Genomic DNA, 16,275 nt, shown 5'->3' on the forward strand with positions numbered 1-16,275 from the left:
CCAAAAAATAAGGCGCCTCGACGGCGCCTTATTTATTCGATCGCGAATCTCTTCCCAATCATTCCCACTCGATTATCTATAAGCATAAAAACTCGTTTAACAGCAACAACTTACGAATAGACGGCCTATTGATGCCATGAAAAGTGCCATACCCAGATCAAGAGGATGAACTCTGCCTGCGCTGGTGCCGGGCAATGGCCTCTTCCAGAGTCTCCCCGGGCTGCCATCCGTACAGGTCGCGGACGCTCTTCGTTCTGGCATGGCCGGGGGGTTTGAACTCGTAGCCGGCAGCGGCCATCTCGGCGGCCATGTCCTCGGTGATGAAGAACGGTTCGTTTTCTTCGTGCAGTTTCATGCTGACACCATAGCGACGTTCTAAAAACCAGAAGTCTATCCACCCCCCTCCCAGCCGATCAGTCAAGAACTTCCGGCCGGCTCCAGCAAGCTGGGACGCGCCACGATAGCCTTGAACAGATTGCCGGACCGATCATCGATGAGTTCGATCTGCGGCCATGCCCTCAGTGAGCGCAGCAGGCCGCTACCCAATCCGCGATAAGGCAGGAGCTTGGCGGCAAAGGACGCCAGGATGGGGTTGCGCATATTGGAGTTGCCGGCCTTGATGTTCTCGATAGTCAGGTTGTTGGGCAGGTGGCCAGGGCTGATGATCTCGACACGATCCGCGAAGACCAGTACGCGGATCGGCGCGCTGACGAAGTAGTCGCGGTGAATGAGGGCGTTGGCGACCAGTTCTTCCCAGACGATGCGGGGAATCTCAGGCTGCCCCTGGGAGTTGAAGCCCTGCTCGCCCTGCGCGGCGCGGGTGTTAGCGACGATAAAGCCCAGCGTCTGCTGGAACACGTCGGCCAGCTTGCCGACGATGTCGCGGCTGTCGATGTAGCGTTCGTCCTCAATCTGGGTGCCGACAAAGGCGACGGCCTTGACGACGAAGGCGGGTAGCGCGTAGTGCGGTGATTTGGCGAACAGCAGACCGCCCGCCACGTTGAGCTGCCCCTGGTTCATCAGGTTCATGTTGGTCAGCAACTGCGGCAGCGGCTGGTTATGCTGGGCGAGCGGCTCACCGAATTGCTGCTCGAAGAAGGTTTCGAAATAGGGCATGTCCACATCGCCCGCGCTCAAGCCCGCTACGGGCGTTTCGTCGGCGTGCACCAAACCCGCCTGCTGGAACAGGCGCTGCAATTCCTCGCGCGAGGTGGCGCGGCGCTTGTCCGAGCCGTTCTTCACCCAAATCGCGCCGTTCTTGTCCATGTAGGGCTTGTTGACGCCCTCAGCGATAGAGAGCACCAGCACCGTGCCTGCCGGGTGAGGCACGTTTTCCGTGAGCGGGTTCACGGCGGGACGCACGACCTGCGAGGCCACGTTGGCGATGAGCATGTTGAGACGAGCAACGTCGGCGCCGGATAGACCGCGCACCGAACCGTCGTCGTTCACCCCAATGAAGATGCGACCACCAGCGGTGTTGCTGAAGGCAACGATCTCTGCTGCCAAGGCGTCGGCATTGTTGATGTCCGTCTTGAACTGCTGCCGACTGTCCTCGCCCCGGCTGAGCAGGTCGATCAGCTCTGTGGTTTCCATAGGTTGTAGACCTCTTTGCGACGGTTGAAGGCTTCCTGGCCTCCTTCCATGATGTTGATGATGGCGTCCTGCACCGGGCGGGCGTCGATGCTGCCGCTTCGCGTGGCGACCTTCTCGTCCTGGTATTGGCAGGCGTGCACCTGTTCCGCGTCACCCAGCACCGGGAAGTTGGCGTTGTGGGTGGCGAAGATGAATTGGGCGTGAGGCTTCATTTCCCGTAGCAGCTTGATCACATCGTCGTAAATGGTCTGGTTGTCCAGATCGTCTTCCGGTTGGTCGATGATGATCACGTCGTTCTGGCGTTGACTGAGCACGTACAGCAACAGCGCCGAAGCGCGCTGCCCGAGAGAGTGGTGCTTCAACTCTTTGCCGCGATAGCGGATGACGAAGCGGTTGGGCACCTGCCAGGTGACGAAATCGGTCAGGTTCTGCATGAAGGTCTTTTCGAAGACCTCGGGGGTGCTGCCGGCCTTCGCCAAGGCTCCCGGCAGGGCACGCAGGAGGCCGCCGAAATCGGCATAGTCCTCCATCACTGCGCGCAGCGTGGTTTCGCGAATGTTGCTGCCCTTGAAGAGCTGCTGCATGAAGCTGATGGCGGCTTCCTTGTCGCCCTTGAAGTCCGCTTCGATCTGCAGGGCGGTGTGGCCAGCGTTCACGCGGTCCAGCTCTACCTTGATGGTGTTGAACTCGCGCAGCCATAGTTCATTGAGTTTGTCGATCTCGGCAAACAGCGCGTCGCGGATGCTGGTCTGCTGTGATTCCTGCTTGGCCAGCGCCTCCAGCATTTGCTCCGCCTTGGTTTTGCGCTGCTGCTGGGCCAGGAAGTCGTCCGGCTGGATGGCAGTCATGCCGGTTTGCTTGAGCTCCTGAGCCAGTTGGCGCTCGACTTGTGCGAACTCCTCCTGAAGGCTCCTGCTTGCGCCTTCAAATTCGCCCTGTTTGGTCTTGAGGCGAGCTGCAATGACGTTCGCTTCTCGCTCGATCTGCTTGAGCTGATCGACCTTGGCAACGAGGCTGGAGAACTCAGCGTAGTAGGCCGTGAAGAAATCCGGGTTCTGCTTGGAAACGTAGCTCGTTGCGTTCCGCAGCTCGTCCTCATGCTCGGCAATCAGACTTCCTAGAGCGAGGATGAAGCTGTCTGCCCGCTCCATCATGCGCGCGAGCGCTGTGGCGTCCTGCTGGAAGCCAAGTCGCTTTTGGAGCTTATCGGCGACACCGTGCTCCGCGAACTTGGTCAGACGGAAGTTGGCATCATTTAGTTGGGTCTCGAAGTCGCGCTTGAGTTCGGCCGTGTTGCTGAGCTTGAGCCAGCGCTGAGCAGCGTCACGCACGCGCTGGCGTTGAACCTCTATTTCGTCACGCAGCACACGCAGCTTCTCGCCAACCAGCTTTTCCACCAGATCGGTCTCGAAGCCTTCGCCGGTGCTGGAAAGGTCCTTCTGGCCGAAGTAGATCGGACGGCGCAGTACGGTCTCCCGGATCGACACGCCGGGTTGCAACTTGCCGCCCAGATAGACATTCGGGGCTTCGCGGAAGATGCGGGAGATGGTGAATTCCTGTCCGTACACGTCACATGCTGTCAGCGTCACCTTGCCGCCGCTGCCAAGGGTATGGCGGATCAACTCATCCTTGTACTTGGTGTCCTGCGCCTTCTCGCCGCGTGGAATGTCGAGGGCGTAGCGTACTGCCTCCAGGATGGATGATTTGCCGCTGCCCCGGATGCCGATCAACGTGTTGAGTTCGGAAGAGAAATGCAGCACTTGCCCATCGAGGATGCCGCCGTCGAAGCGGATGCTGCGGATGTGCGACGCTTGATGTTTGGGCGGCTCCATGGCTACCCGCCCAGCGGGATCGCTCAAGGCAAACTTGACCGCCTCGAAGGACAGTTCGCCCAGCTTCAGGTAGCTGGCTTTGCCTCGACCGATTTCATCGACACTCTTAGGGTCGCTGCCTTCCAGTTCGGCGGGGTACCAGCTCTGTAGCCAGCTTTGAATCTTGGTGCGGCAGGGTTTGTCTTTGCCTGCGCCGTCGTGCGTGCGTACCTTCTGAAAAGCCAGCGTTCTGCGTCGGAAGAACTCGTTTTGCCCCAACTCAGTAAGCCGGCCGCCATCCAGCTCCGCCCACAGGCCACTCGGGGCTTCGACATGGGCGAAGACAAGGAAGAAGTCCCGGTGATAGCCTTCCAGCTTCTTGATGGTCTCCAGAAGCGACCATGAAGTGCGCCCGTTCTCCTGCTCGTACTGCGCGGGCGTTTTACCTTCGAATGCGCTGGTCAGAAAGGGGTTGATGTAATTGTGTTCATCGATCCATTCGTCGGAGAACACAACAAGCGTGTGGATGCCATTAGCCCCGTCATTGACCGACAACTCAACGCCTGGCAGCAGCGCAATACCCTTCTTCTGGGCCGTCTTGCGCAGTGCTTTGAATTCTTCGAAGTCGAACTTGTTGTGGTTGGTGATGACGCCCAATCGGATGTCCGCTTTCTCCAACGCATCCACATAGTTGCTGTTGTAGAAGTTGTCATCGCCCGTGAACTTGAATTCTCGGTCCGCTCGGGTATGCAGATGAAAGTCAGCACGGACCCACTGCGCCCCTTCTGCAAAGACCATGGATCGAGCCTCTGACTGCTTCGGTCGCAGACTTTCCATCATGGTTCATCCTTATAGTTAGTCCGCGCGTAGCCCACCAGTCGAGCGGTCTGCGGGTCATAGATAAACTCGGTGATCGATCCATCTCGAATGCGCTGAACCGCCTCGTCGATCACATGAAGTGGCACTAGGAACCATTCCTCAGGCTGCACAGGATGACCGAAGCGGTCGTTGATCGTGATGTTCAACCGCGCGGGCGCGAACAGTCTGTGGAACAGGTTCTCCATCCGGGTGCGGTTGACGCCCGCGAGCTTGTAGGTCGCTACCACTTCGACCTTCGCCAGCAGGTAGGTGGAGTCGTGTTCGGCGTTGGCAATGCGCGTCTCCACCCTGCCCCCGGTCACGCCCATCTTGTGGATGATGTCGCGGTGCTGCGCGACATAGGGATGATCGGAGAGGGAGCGCAGGACGTAGATCGTGCCGCTTTCGACATCATCGGCCTCAAGCTCGCCGCCGAAGGAGAGTTGTCCGCTCTCGGGCGAGGCCAGCCGCCGCGCGGCGGGGTCGTTGTAGAAAGCGCGCTGGAGCGAGCGCAACAGCAGATTGCTTTCGGTGCCGTTGGAGAAGATGAGGCGCAGGCGGCGGTCCACTTCCCCGGCGGTGGTTTTCAGCGGTTCGCCGACCTCTGCGACGTAGAGCGTGATTCCATCGAGAACGAAAAAGTCCCCGGCCTCAATCGCGCGGCGGCCCGCCTCTATGGGCTGGGACTGGCGCAAGCCGGTCTTGACTTCCGTCGCTACGCGCTCGAACAGTGGCTTGAACGCCTCGAAGTCTTCGCAAGGCTTGCGATCCGCGATCTCCTCGGCCGCGCGCTTGTCGGCGCTGGTGCGGACATGGCGTAGGACCGTGATGTCGTCTGCGTCGGCTACGCCCGCCAGCTCGGCGGCCAGGTCGTCGATGTCGATGGCTTCATCTGCCGAAGCGGCAACGGTAGGCGCCCCGGCGAGCAAGCTCTGACAGTCCAGCGGCTCCAGCAGGGCGCGGCAGTCCGGGAGCGCACGCAAGCGGTCCAGGCGCACGGCGTAGAGGCGCTCGAATATGTAGCGACCCTCACCATGCTGCGGCGCACGCCCGTGCTTCTCGGTGAAGCGTTGGATTTCCTCGAAGCCCGCGATGACGCGCTCCTCACTGGCCGGCCGTCCGGCCTTCGCCTCGGGCGGTGCGAACTCGGCAAGCTCCGCAGCGAGTTCGTCAAGATCGGAGTTACTCATAGCGCCCCTCCGCCTTGAATCGCATAAAGGCGGCCGCGCCTTCGGCCATGCGTCGCTCCCAGGCATCCTGGGAATCGAGTGCAGGAATGCGTCCGCGCTCCTTCTTGAACTGAACGGCGCGAACAGCCATCTCCTTCGCCTCGTCCGGCGTCAGACTCGTGCGCTTCGCCGAGATGGCCGCCGCAACCTGCTTCAAGCTGTCCTCGCTCATGGTCTTCGCAAGGATGGCGTAGGCTTCGCCAAAAGGGTTGATGCGGTCGATCAGGTCGATGTCCAACTCGCGCACGTCCATCGCAAAGCGGCGCACGCCGTCGATCAGGGCGGTGTTGGGTGTTCCATCGCTCTCACCTTCGGTCACCAGCCGCTTGGCCTGCTGCGTGAGGTTGAGGGCAGCAATGGCGTGCTGACGCACGGCCTCCTGATCTTCGGCGTCAAGCTCGGGATATTTGTCCTTGATGATCTTGCCCATGCGAACCTGCGTCAGTTCCTCGGGCACCAGCTCCTCATCGAACAGGCCGCGCTCGATGGTGGGCTTGTCCTGCACAAAGGCCGCAATGACTTCGTTCAGGTCTTCCTGACAGATTCGCGCCGCCTCCTTGCTCTTGGGCTCGGCGAGGCCCTTGATCTCGATCTGGTAAGCCCCTGTCTGCTCATTGACACCGACATTGCAACGGTCCGCGTCGTAGCCACCCTCGCCGTAGTTAAATCCCGGCGTCGGGCCGCTGTCGGGGTTCTTGGGCTTGAACTCGAAGCGCGGAGCTAGAACCTGCTCCATCAGCAGGCTTGCCGCGATGGCCTTCAACGTATCGTTGACGGCCTCGGTGACAGCTTCCTCCGCCGCATCCGGCTCGGCGATCAGGTTGGTGAACCTCGCGCGGGTCTTGCCGGGGGCGTCGCGGGTAGCTCGGCCGATGATCTGCACGATCTCGGTCAGGCTAGCGCGGTAGCCCACGGTGAGCGCATGTTCGCACCAAATCCAGTCGAAGCCTTCCTTCGCCATGCCCAGCGCGATGATGATGTCCACATGGTCGCGGTTGTTCTTCTGCGCCGGGTCTTTGAGCGCGGCGGACACGCGGTCGCGCTTGGCGGCATCGTCATCGACGAGATCGGCGATGCGCAGCACGCGGCCATCGGGGCGCTTGACACGTTGGAAGCCGGTCGCAGGGTCGATGCCCTGCCATTCACCCAGCGCCTCGATGATGTGCTCCACTTCCCGCATCTTGTCCTTCGTGCTCTCGCGCGAATTGACATTCGGGATGTGAATGATGGTCTTCTCGGCGGGATCGAGGACGTTGAGGATGTCATCGACGTAAGGCCCGCTGTAGAAGAAGTAGCCGATGTCGAGTTGCTTGAGGTACTCGTAGCCGTTGAGCTGCTCGTAGTAGGTGTAGGTGACAGTATCGAACTTCGACTCATCCTGCGGCGCGAGCACGGCCTCGGCGTCGCCACGGAAGTAGGAGCCTGTCATGGCGACGATGTGCGTCTTGCCCCGCGCGAAGAACTGCCCCAGGTGCAAGCCGAGCTTGTTGTCCGGATTGGCCGAAACGTGGTGGAACTCATCGACCGCGATCAGTCGGTCGTCGAAAGCCTCCACGCCGTAGGCATCGACCGCGAAGCGGAAGGTCGCATGGGTGCAGACCAGCACCTTGTCGTCGCCTTCGAGGAATGCGCCCAGCGACTTGACCTTGCCGCCGTTGTCGTTGCCCGGCGCGTTACACAGGTTCCACTTGGGTTCGACGTGCCAGTCGGTCCAGAAGCCGTACTTCGACAGCGACTCGTCGTTGAAGCTGGCACCGATGGACTTCTCCGGCACGACGATGATGGCCTGCTTCAAGCCTTGGTTCTTCAGCTTGTCGAGTGCCACGAACATCAGCGCACGGCTCTTGCCCGATGCGGGCGGCGACTTGATGAGCAGGTATTGCTCGCCCCGCTTCTCGTAGGCCCGCTCCTGCATGGGCCGCATCCCAAGCGCATTGGCCTTGGTCGACGCACCGTTGCGGGCGTAGGTGACGGAAACGGACGGTACGGACTTGATCTTGTCGCTCATGCGTTGGCTCCCGCTTTGCGCTTCTTGCCCTTGGCTGGTGCAGCCGAAGCGGTCATCTTGGTATAGAGGTCAAACAGCTTTTCCAACCGCTCGGTGTCGTTCTTGAAGCGCCGACCGATGTAGACGCGCTCCAGCACTTCGTCGTTGCGATCATGGGCGGCGCGCAGGTCGGCGGGCATGTTTTCGGGGTCGTACAGGTCCGCGATGGTCGCGGGAAAGTGATGCTCCCGCGCCAGCAGGATGTCCTCCGCGCAGCGAGTGAGATCGGCCTTGTTTTTCTCGGTCAGCGTCGGCACCGGAAACGTGTTCCAGCCGAGGGTGTTGGAGTAGCGGTAGCGCGTTTCCAGCTTGCCGCAGACGGTGGCGATCCATACAAGATGCAGGCGCGAGGCAATGAGCGCCATGTTCCATAGAGGCGCGTCGTACAGGCCATACGCAGCATTGGAAATAATGCCACCTGTTGGGAGCAGCCCAACTGGAAGATACGGCCGAGACTCGCTCGAATGGATCGGAACGATGATTGACTGGTTGCCCGGTTTGCCCTGAATCTGCCGGAATCTGTGCGGGTACTGCGCAGCAGGGCGCGTTTCCTTCGCCTTGCTACTTTCCCGAAACTCCCTCACCTGTTCAAAGCGGAGAGCAAGGCTCGGGACGGAACTGGCCTCGCTTTCGTCAGCATCAGTGACCCAAATGCAAACCCGCGGCGAACCCTTGATGAACTCATCCGAACCAAAGTAGGGCCGCAGGAATTTTTTAGCAGTCGGCGACTCACGGGTGATCTGCCGCGCCTCATCGGGCGACAAGATCAGATTTCCGCCGTCTGTGGGCTTGTTGCCCCAGTACATGTCGGGGCGACCCGTTGGCGCTCTACTTGCGGCATCAACGTAAAGATTTGGTCCGGGCACTATGTATGCGTTGATGTTCGGAACGAATTTCTCGATGACCTCTTCACCATCCGAGGCTTCGAAGAGTCGTGCCCCCCTACCTGTATCGGTGGTCAGACCAATGATCAGGACGGTGACGCCAGCATTGTGCGCAGCCAGGTTGCGCCATTTAAACGATGAGTAGGCAAAGAAGATGCGTGACGAAGCGTCCAGGAGCAGCGGCCAGAACATGTGGACGAGCTGCCCTTGGCAGATTGAGTTCGTCGCAACGAAGGCCGCTTTGGCCGTCTGATGTTGCATGAACTCATGCGCTTTCCAAAACCAGCCCATTACGTAGTCGAACGACTTCCAGTATTGACTATGGCCTTCGAAGAGCCACTTGAGGTCGGCTTTCTGCTCCGGAGTTTGGGAACTCAGACCGGCGTAAGGCGGGTTCCCGCAAATATACGTCTCGCCGCCTTCGTTCTCGAAGTCGATCTCAGCCTGATCAAGCGGTGTTTGCAGAAGATCGTCATAAACTAGCTTCACCCCTGAGCCGCCGACATCCATTAAGCTCAACCAGTCAAGCCGCAACGCATTGCCGCAGGTGATCCAATTCTCGCTGCGCAAGGGCAGAAACTCGGCCAAGGCCAGCTTCTGCCCACGATAGAGCACGTCGCACTGGTACTCAGCGATAACCAGCGCAAGGCGTGCAATCTCTGCCGGGAAGTCACGCACCTCGATTCCGCGAAAATTCGTGAGCGGGATAACCGAACACAAGTCAGGTTCGCCTCGTCGCCTGTTGATCTCGGCCTCGATGGCGCGCATCTCCTTATAGGCGATGACAAGGAAGTTGCCCGAACCGCAGGCCGGATCGAAGACCCTGATCCTTGCCATGCGCTTGCGCAGGTTCAGCAACATGCGAGGGTTATCGCCTGCCTCTTCAAGCTTGGCCCGCAGGTCGTCGAGGAACAGCGGATTCAGCACCTTCAGGATGTTGGGGACACTGGTGTAATGCATCCCCAGCTCGCCGCGCTCCTCGTCCTCGGCGACAGCCTGGATCATCGAACCGAAGATGTCCGGGTTGATCTTGGTCCAATCCAACCCGCCGACGTGCAGCAGGTAGGACCGGGCGATCTTGCTGAATCGCGGCACTTCGTCGCCACCAGAGAACAACTGCCCGTTGACGTATGGGAAGTCTTCGGCCCATCGGGGAATCTTGGCGGCGGCCCGGTCCTCGCGCTTGGTGTTCATGGTGCGGAACAGCGTGGCGAGAACTTCGTGCGTGTTCGATGAGTCCCTGGCGCTCATCTGCGCGACGGTTTCAGTGAAGCGGCCCTTGCCGACAAAGATGTCGGTGTCCTCAGCAAAGAAGCAGAAGATCAGCCGCGCCATGAGGTTGTTCATGTCGTGGCGACGCTCCGCCGTGCCCCATTCGGGGTTGTCCTTCAGCAGTTCGACGTAGAGTCGGTTCAGGCGGCTGGTGGCCCGGATATCGAAGGCGTTTTCGCTGATCTGGCGGACAGTGCTGATGCCCGCCAGCGGCAGAAAGAAGCCGAAGTGGTCCGGGAAGTCCTTGAAGGCGCAGGCAACGGTCTCGCCGCTGGTCAGGTCTTCGGCCTCGAAGTCCACCCCGTCCGTGGCGAGGATGAACTTCGCCTTGGCCTTGGCCGTCGCCGGGCTGGCCTTGAGAGCGGCCAGCGTCTGCGTCACCCCCCCGGCGTCGCAGGTCAGAATGTGGATGTTGCTGGTCTGGAGAACACCGCTGAGGTCGGACTTGTTCGACGCCCCGGCGCGCAGGCGCTTGATGGTCGTCGCTTTGTTGCCGAACGCCTCAAGGAAGGCATAGGGGAACTCCGCACGGTCGAACGGCTGCTCCGCGAGGTCGGTGATGGCTTGTTCGATTTCTACGGCATTCATGGGCGTGCAGCCCCCTCTCGGGGCGAGGCCGCCTGGTTGCTATCGTTTTTCGGGGCGCTCATGTCTTGTCCTGCGTTTTCTCGGCTATCTGCGCGGCAATCCAGCGATCCAACTCGCTGCGACGAAACCGCCAGGTGCCGCCCAGCTTGAATCCCGGTATCTCCCCCTGCTGGGCCAGCCGGTAAACGGTCTTCTTCCCTGCCTTGAGGTAGACCGCCACTTCATCCAGCGTGAGAATTTCGCTATCAGGTTGGTTCATGTCAGGCGGCTCGCTTGGTGTCGCGCGGCGAAGTCTTCCAAAGTTTGGCCAAGTTTACCATCTGATCCACCCAAGTGAACCCCGAATCTCATGTGCGCGAAGCCATGGATTCGGCCGGCGCCATGCGTTGCGGCGGGCTCGCGGCACCGGCTGGATGGCAAGGCCATGTGCTTTAGCCACCAGGTCGTAGATGGTTTACGCCAAGAAGGTGGTCGGCGTGTCTTCTTCCGGGGAAAACACGCAACGTAGTACCCTTTGGCCTTCACAGCCGCGCTCTCTGTGGCCTCATCTGGATGAGACGGGCTAGGCAAATCAGCGTGAGGTGTGCGATGGGCAGGAAGGAAACCGAAGAAGCAATTGCAGACAGCCGCGCCGGCCGTATCTCGGGGCGGTTCGCCACAGTCGCCGAGCTGCTGGCCGACCTGAACGCTGACGACACCCCGAACATTCAGCAGGGCAGCGCCAACGTCTATGCCGACCTGGGCTATCCCGACGCCGGCGAAATGCTGGTCAAGACCCGACTCGTCACCAAGATCGGCGAGGCCATCAAGGCGCAACAGTTGTCGACCGAGCAAGCGGCTACGCTTCTCGGATTGACGCCGGCCGCGCTGCACGAGCTGCTGACCGGCCGCTTTCGCTCGCAATCGGTCAATGACCTGGAGCGCCTGGCATCCATGCTTGATGAGGCCAGCCGATGACATGCTCGAAGAACCTGGAAAACTGGCTGCATGAGAAGGTCGGCCCGGCCTATGACGCCTTGAAGGCCGACCCGGCCCGCGCCGTCACGCCTGGCCAGGTGCGCTACACCCTGGCCGAGCTGCTGGCCGAGGCCGAAGCCGCCGGCGTGTATCCACTGCCGCCGGAACAACGCGAATGGGTAGATGCGCCGGCCGTTGGCCGTGAGCTGACGCCTTTCGACCCGGCCGAGACGCTGACCTCGGCCGAGGCGATCAGGACCTTCCTGGCCGAAGCCAAGGCCACAGCCGACCCGGCCTATATCGAACACGCACAGGCCGTCGCAGCGCGGGCGAAGGCCATGCACGGCATCGAGTAGGAGAGCTGGCCAGCATCGCCATTCCTGGCGGTGCTGCAGCTCGACGTGCGCCGTTCTGGTGCGCTGGATCTCATCGCTAGAAACGACGATGCGAGATCCACGCCAAGGAGAAGGCCAGAGCGGCCGTCATCGTCCGATCTGGCGATGCTCGAGCACGCCAGCGCACATCGTCACCCTTGACGATGCAGGCCCGGGAAGGGGTCTCCTCGTTTTCAGTGCAATAAGTGACGGTACGCAAAGCTAGCACTGGCGCGGGGGTGGTCTGGGTAGACCGTTGATTTCATTGACTTTCCTGTTCGCTTTGTAAACGGGTATGGTGGCCTCCCACTTTTGAGGTTCACGATGCAGGGTTGGCACACTGAACTTGACCCCATCCCACGGACAGGTATTCGCTTGGTTCTCAAGCGATCGGTGATGCCGACGCAGGGTTGTCCACGGCGGCGGGCGGCGTTTGCGACGAACTGACCGCCGCGGTGGGCAACCCATGTTTGTCGCCGGCTTGTGCGTGCTCATGGCTGCGTTCGAACTCGTTGGGTGAGCGGTATCCGAGCGAGGAGTGGAGCCGCCGCGGGTTGTACCAGCCCTCGATCCAGGTGAACAGCGCCGTGCGGGCCTGGGCCTTGCTCGGCCAGCTGCGCCGCGCGATCAACTCGCACTCCAGCGTGGCGAAGAAGCTCTCGGCCATGGCGTTGTCGTAGGCGTCGCCCACCGTGCCCATGGACGGGCGTACGCCCATCTCGCGACAGCGCTGCCCGAAGGCCAGGCTGGTGTACTGGCTGCCTTGGTCGGAGTGGTGGATCACCGATTCGGGCTTGCGCGTGTGCAGCGCCATGTTCAGCGCCGAGACCACCAGCGTGGCCGTCATCTGCTCACCCATGGCCCAGCCGACCACCTTGCGGCTGAATGCATCGAGCACGACGGCCAGATACACGAAGCCGGCCCACGTTGGCACGTAGGTCATGTCGGCCACCCACAGCTCGTTGGGGCCGCGCGCGTAGAAGCGCCGGTTGACCAGATCGGGCGCGGGGCGTGCTCGCACGTTGCGCTCGGTGGTGACCGTGAAGCTGCGCCGCCGGCTCACGCCACGCATGGCGTGCGTACGCATCAGCCGCGCCACGCGCTTGCGGCTGACCTGCTCGCCTTGCTGCTGCAGTGCTGCACGCACCCGCGGCATGCCGTACGTTGCGTCTGAATCGGCATGGACCTGCCGGATGCGCTCGATGAGCACCGCGTTGTCCATCGTGCGCCGGCTCGGCAACCTCTTGAGCCAGTCGTAGTAGCCGCTGCTGGAGATGCCCAGCACGCGACACATGGTTTGCACGCCCGCACCTTTGGCGTCGGCCTGGTTCGCGCTCACGAGTTCGTAGACGGCGTGCACGTCTTCTCGCTTCTGGCGGCGAACCAGGCCGTAGCCTTTGCCAGGATTTCTCGCTCCGTCTCCAGCTGGCGTACCCGACGGCGCAGCCGGCTCAGCTCCTCGCGCTCCACACTGCTCAGGCCCTCCTTGCCGGCCAACGGCTTGCCGGCGTCGATCGCCTCCTGTGCGATCCAGTTGCGCACCGCCTGCGCCGAACAACCGAATTCATGGGACAGCTCCTGCGGCGTGCGGCCCACTCGGGCCAATTCGATGATCTGTTGACGAAACTCCGCCGGATATGGCGGTCTACTCTTAGGCACTTCGGACTCCTTCTCTTGCTACGGTAAGGTGTCCGTGAAAAGGGGTCAACTTCACACAACGTTTTTGGGGATGCGTGGGCTCCCCCGCGATATCAGCGACTTCGAGATGAAGGCATTTTTCACCTTCGATGGTGCCGAGCGCGACGCAATCAATGCACGCCGAGGTGATTCCCACAAGCTTGGTCTGGCGCTCCATATTGGTTTCCTGCGCATGAGTGGGCGTTTGCTCGGTGCCTTTCGGGTAATTCCAGTAGCCTTGTGGCGCCACCTTGGCAACGAGCTTGGCATTGCAGCACCAGAAGTCGCCTCGCTGAGAGCCATGTATGAACGCGGGCGCACGCTATTCGATCACCAACAAGTAGCCTGCACGGTCCTTGGATTCCAGTGGATGAGCGAGCACCAGCGCCGCTCACTGGTACGTGAACTGCGCGACGAAGTGGCGCGCTGCGCCGACCGCGATCAGCTACTCGTGCGGGCGCGTCAATGGCTGTACAAGAACAAGCTGGTGATCGTGCACGAGCGGGCAATTCGGACACTGATTGCGGCGGCACTTGCCCAGCTTGAAGTTGAAACAGGCACCGCCATCGCCGCCAGCGTTGATCCAGCAACACTTGATCGCTGGCGAGCCTCAGTTTCAGAGCTGCGCCCAGATGGACAAACCCAGCAGAGTTGGCTATGGGCTGCACCGGCGAAACACTCAACCCGCCAAATCAGCGAGGTACTGGAGCGCATCGACCTGCTTTACACGCTGGACGTTCATAAGCACCTGGCAGACATCCCCGATCTCATCTTGCGCCGCTACGCGCGCCGACTTGTCTCCAGGCCGCCCTCAGCCGGAGCCAAGATCAAAGAGCCAGCGCGCACCGTGGAGGTCGCATGCTTTCTTCGGTATTGCCTGTTCACCACCACAGACCAGTTGATCCTTATGGTGCAGCGCCGGATCGCCGATCTGTGGCGTCAGGCTGCCGCCGATGTCCCCGCTACCGTCAATTGGGCCGCAATGTACAAAACGCTGCTCGGCGAACTTGTTGCCTTGAGCGCGCAAGGTGCGGTGCCAGATGCTGAGTTGCGTGCCCGTCTTGAAGCCTTGATCACCGAAACCCAGAAACGCAAACCACCGAGCAGGGCCTCCCTGGTCCGCGAGGGATTGATTGATGGAATTCGCCCCGTGCGGTCGTTGCTCGTCGCCATTGCAAAGCTGCCCTGGCAGGCCACCGGCGAGCATCCTGCCATCGAGTACCTTGCCAAGCTGCAAGCTTTATATCTCAAAGGATCCAGAAAGCTGCCAGTTGAAGTGGTGGCACCAAGTCTGGGAATGATCTGGCAGGTTTCGATCTCCAGCCCAGACCGGGAACGGGCGTTTCAGGCGTTGGAGGTGGCCACCCTGTTTGCCCTGCGCCGCGCGGTGCGCAATGGCTCGGTCTGGATTGAGCACAGCCTGAGCTTTCGGGGTCGTGCGCGCTTGTTCTTCACGGACGAGCGTTGGCAGGCAGAGTCCAAGAAACACTATGCCCGTCTATCGTTACCCAGCAAGGCTGCCACTTTCTTGAAGCCTTTGCTGGCCAGAGTAACTGCCGGTGTCGATGCGGTGGCCGCTGCAGCCCGCAGTGGCGTACTGCGCGTGGATGATGAACTCCATTTGTCGCCATTGCCCGCAGAGGACGAAGACCCAGAAGTGACCAAGCTGCGCGCGGCTTTGGATCACCGCATCGGTGAGGTTCAATTGCCGGAAGTGATTCTGGCCGTTGACGCCCAGGTGCGCTTTAGCTGGATCATGCTCGGACGTGAGCCGCGCTCTACCGACGAGCTGCTGATGGTCTATGCCGGCATCATGGCCCACGGCACCAGTCTGACTGCGGTCGAATGCGCGCGCATGATTCCGCAATTGTCTGCCACCAGCATTCGCCAGGCCATGCGCTGGGCGCGGGACGAACGGCGTCTGAGCCAGGCCTGCCAGGCTGTGCTGGAATTCATGCAGCGACACCCGATTGCCGCCACCTGGGGGCGGTCCGATTTGGCATCTTCTGACATGATGACCATGGAGACCACCAAACGGGTGTGGCAAGCCCGGCTTGATCCTCGGCGCAACACACCTTCCATTGGAATCTACTCCCATGTAAAAGACCGGTGGGGCATCTTCCATGCGCAGCCCTTTGTGCTCAATGAGCGCCAGGCGGGCGTGGCCATTGAAGGTGTCATCCGCCAAGAAAAGCTGGAGACCAGCCAGCTTGCTGTGGATACCCATGGCTACACCGACTTTGCCATGTCACATGCCCGTTTGCTTGGTTTTGATCTTTGCCCGCGGTTGAAGGAACTCAAACAGCGCCACCTCTTTGTGCCACGCGGCACCAAAGTGCCCGCAGAAATCGCTGCGGTGTGCGAAGCCAATGTCGACGTCGCTTTGATCGAAAAGCATTGGGATAGTCTGGTGCACCTGGCAGCCTCGGTCATGAGCGGACATGCCAGTGCGGTGGCAGCTCTTGCGCGGTTCGGTTCTGCCGCCCAGGGCGATCCAATCTATGAGGCTGGCGTGCAATTGGGGCGGTTGCTGCGTACGGCGTTTTTGGCTGACTACTTTGTCAAGGACGCTTTCAGGAACGAGTTGCGCCGGGTGCTCAATCGGGGCGAGGCTGTTAACGCCCTCAAGCGCGCCATTTATACCGGCCGGATCAGCCCGGCGCAGGCCAAACGTGTCGATGAAATGCAGGCTGTGGCCGATGCGTTGAGCCTGATGGCCAACATCGTGATGGCGTGGAATACCTCACAGATGCAGGCGGTCCTGGATCGCTGGTCGAACCGCCGCCAGGTCATTCCACCGGAACTGATCGGGAAGATTGCGCCCACCAGGCTGGAGAGCATCAACTTGCGGGGTGTGTTTCGCTTCCCGGTTGACCGCTATGCTGACCAAATCCTGCCTTCGCGGCCAAATGCATCGATAACTGGCACCAATGGATGAAACCGACCACGGTTTGACGCCACGAATCGCAGATTTGAAAGTGAACA

At 60.9% G+C, this 16,275-nt stretch carries 11 protein-coding genes; 3 read left to right on the forward strand and 8 right to left on the reverse strand.

Annotated elements, in window-relative coordinates; all coding sequences use genetic code 11:
- Positions 1 to 157: 157 nt before the first annotated feature.
- The 7 genes from CBM2594_RS09200 to mads1 form a co-directional block, all read right to left on the reverse strand.
- Positions 158 to 355, reverse strand: coding sequence for a transcriptional regulator (locus CBM2594_RS09200; protein ID WP_116357751.1), 198 nt, complete (start codon positions 353 to 355; stop codon positions 158 to 160).
- Positions 356 to 417: 62 nt separating this feature from the next.
- On the reverse strand, positions 418 to 1,593 hold the full coding sequence (locus tag CBM2594_RS09205; protein ID WP_116356569.1) for an RNA-binding domain-containing protein: 1,176 nt from the start codon (positions 1,591 to 1,593) through the stop codon (positions 418 to 420).
- Positions 1,575 to 4,244, reverse strand: a complete 2,670-nt coding sequence (locus tag CBM2594_RS09210; protein WP_116356570.1) for a TrlF family AAA-like ATPase — start codon at positions 4,242 to 4,244, stop codon at positions 1,575 to 1,577. Before CBM2594_RS09210 ends, CBM2594_RS09205 begins: the two co-directional genes overlap by 19 nt.
- Positions 4,241 to 5,452 (reverse strand): GIY-YIG nuclease family protein, encoded by a 1,212-nt coding sequence (locus CBM2594_RS09215; protein ID WP_116356571.1) that lies wholly within the window; start codon positions 5,450 to 5,452, stop codon positions 4,241 to 4,243. Before CBM2594_RS09215 ends, CBM2594_RS09210 begins: the two co-directional genes overlap by 4 nt.
- Positions 5,445 to 7,499, reverse strand: coding sequence for a DEAD/DEAH box helicase (locus CBM2594_RS09220; RefSeq protein ID WP_116356572.1), 2,055 nt, complete (start codon positions 7,497 to 7,499; stop codon positions 5,445 to 5,447). Before CBM2594_RS09220 ends, CBM2594_RS09215 begins: the two co-directional genes overlap by 8 nt.
- The gene (locus CBM2594_RS09225) at positions 7,496 to 10,282 is read right to left on the reverse strand and encodes a class I SAM-dependent DNA methyltransferase (RefSeq protein WP_116356573.1); all 2,787 of its coding nucleotides are present in this window, start codon (positions 10,280 to 10,282) and stop codon (positions 7,496 to 7,498) included. Before CBM2594_RS09225 ends, CBM2594_RS09220 begins: the two co-directional genes overlap by 4 nt.
- Positions 10,283 to 10,340: 58 nt before the next feature.
- Positions 10,341 to 10,541, reverse strand: a complete 201-nt coding sequence (mads1, locus tag CBM2594_RS09230) for a methylation-associated defense system helix-turn-helix domain-containing protein MAD1 (RefSeq protein ID WP_010378957.1) — start codon at positions 10,539 to 10,541, stop codon at positions 10,341 to 10,343.
- A 329-nt stretch (positions 10,542 to 10,870) separates the two neighbouring features.
- On the opposite strand from mads1, the gene CBM2594_RS09235 reads away from it, so the two are divergent.
- Both CBM2594_RS09235 and CBM2594_RS09240 read left to right on the forward strand, forming a co-directional pair.
- Positions 10,871 to 11,239 (forward strand): helix-turn-helix domain-containing protein, encoded by a 369-nt coding sequence (locus tag CBM2594_RS09235; protein ID WP_041836023.1) that lies wholly within the window; start codon positions 10,871 to 10,873, stop codon positions 11,237 to 11,239.
- The gene (locus CBM2594_RS09240; RefSeq protein WP_116356574.1) at positions 11,236 to 11,595 is read left to right on the forward strand and encodes a transcriptional regulator; all 360 of its coding nucleotides are present in this window, start codon (positions 11,236 to 11,238) and stop codon (positions 11,593 to 11,595) included. The genes CBM2594_RS09235 and CBM2594_RS09240 overlap by 4 nt, the downstream gene beginning before the upstream one ends.
- A gap of 400 nt (positions 11,596 to 11,995) precedes the next feature.
- Here the strand turns inward: CBM2594_RS09240 and CBM2594_RS09245 are convergent.
- Positions 11,996 to 13,272, reverse strand: a protein-coding gene (locus tag CBM2594_RS09245) for an IS3 family transposase (protein ID WP_232346591.1) whose coding sequence is annotated in 2 segments (ribosomal slippage) — positions 11,996 to 13,005 and positions 13,005 to 13,272 — 1,278 coding nt in all. Because the reading frame shifts where the segments join, the coding sequence is not laid out codon by codon here.
- A 70-nt stretch (positions 13,273 to 13,342) separates the two neighbouring features.
- Between CBM2594_RS09245 and CBM2594_RS09250 the strand changes: the two genes are divergently transcribed.
- Positions 13,343 to 16,228, forward strand: a complete 2,886-nt coding sequence (locus CBM2594_RS09250) for a Tn3-like element IS1071 family transposase (protein WP_116356575.1) — start codon at positions 13,343 to 13,345, stop codon at positions 16,226 to 16,228.
- The last annotated feature ends 47 nt before the right edge of the window (positions 16,229 to 16,275 follow it).

The sequence above is a fragment of the Cupriavidus taiwanensis genome (assembly GCF_900249755.1).
Lineage (GTDB): Bacteria > Pseudomonadota > Gammaproteobacteria > Burkholderiales > Burkholderiaceae > Cupriavidus > Cupriavidus taiwanensis_D.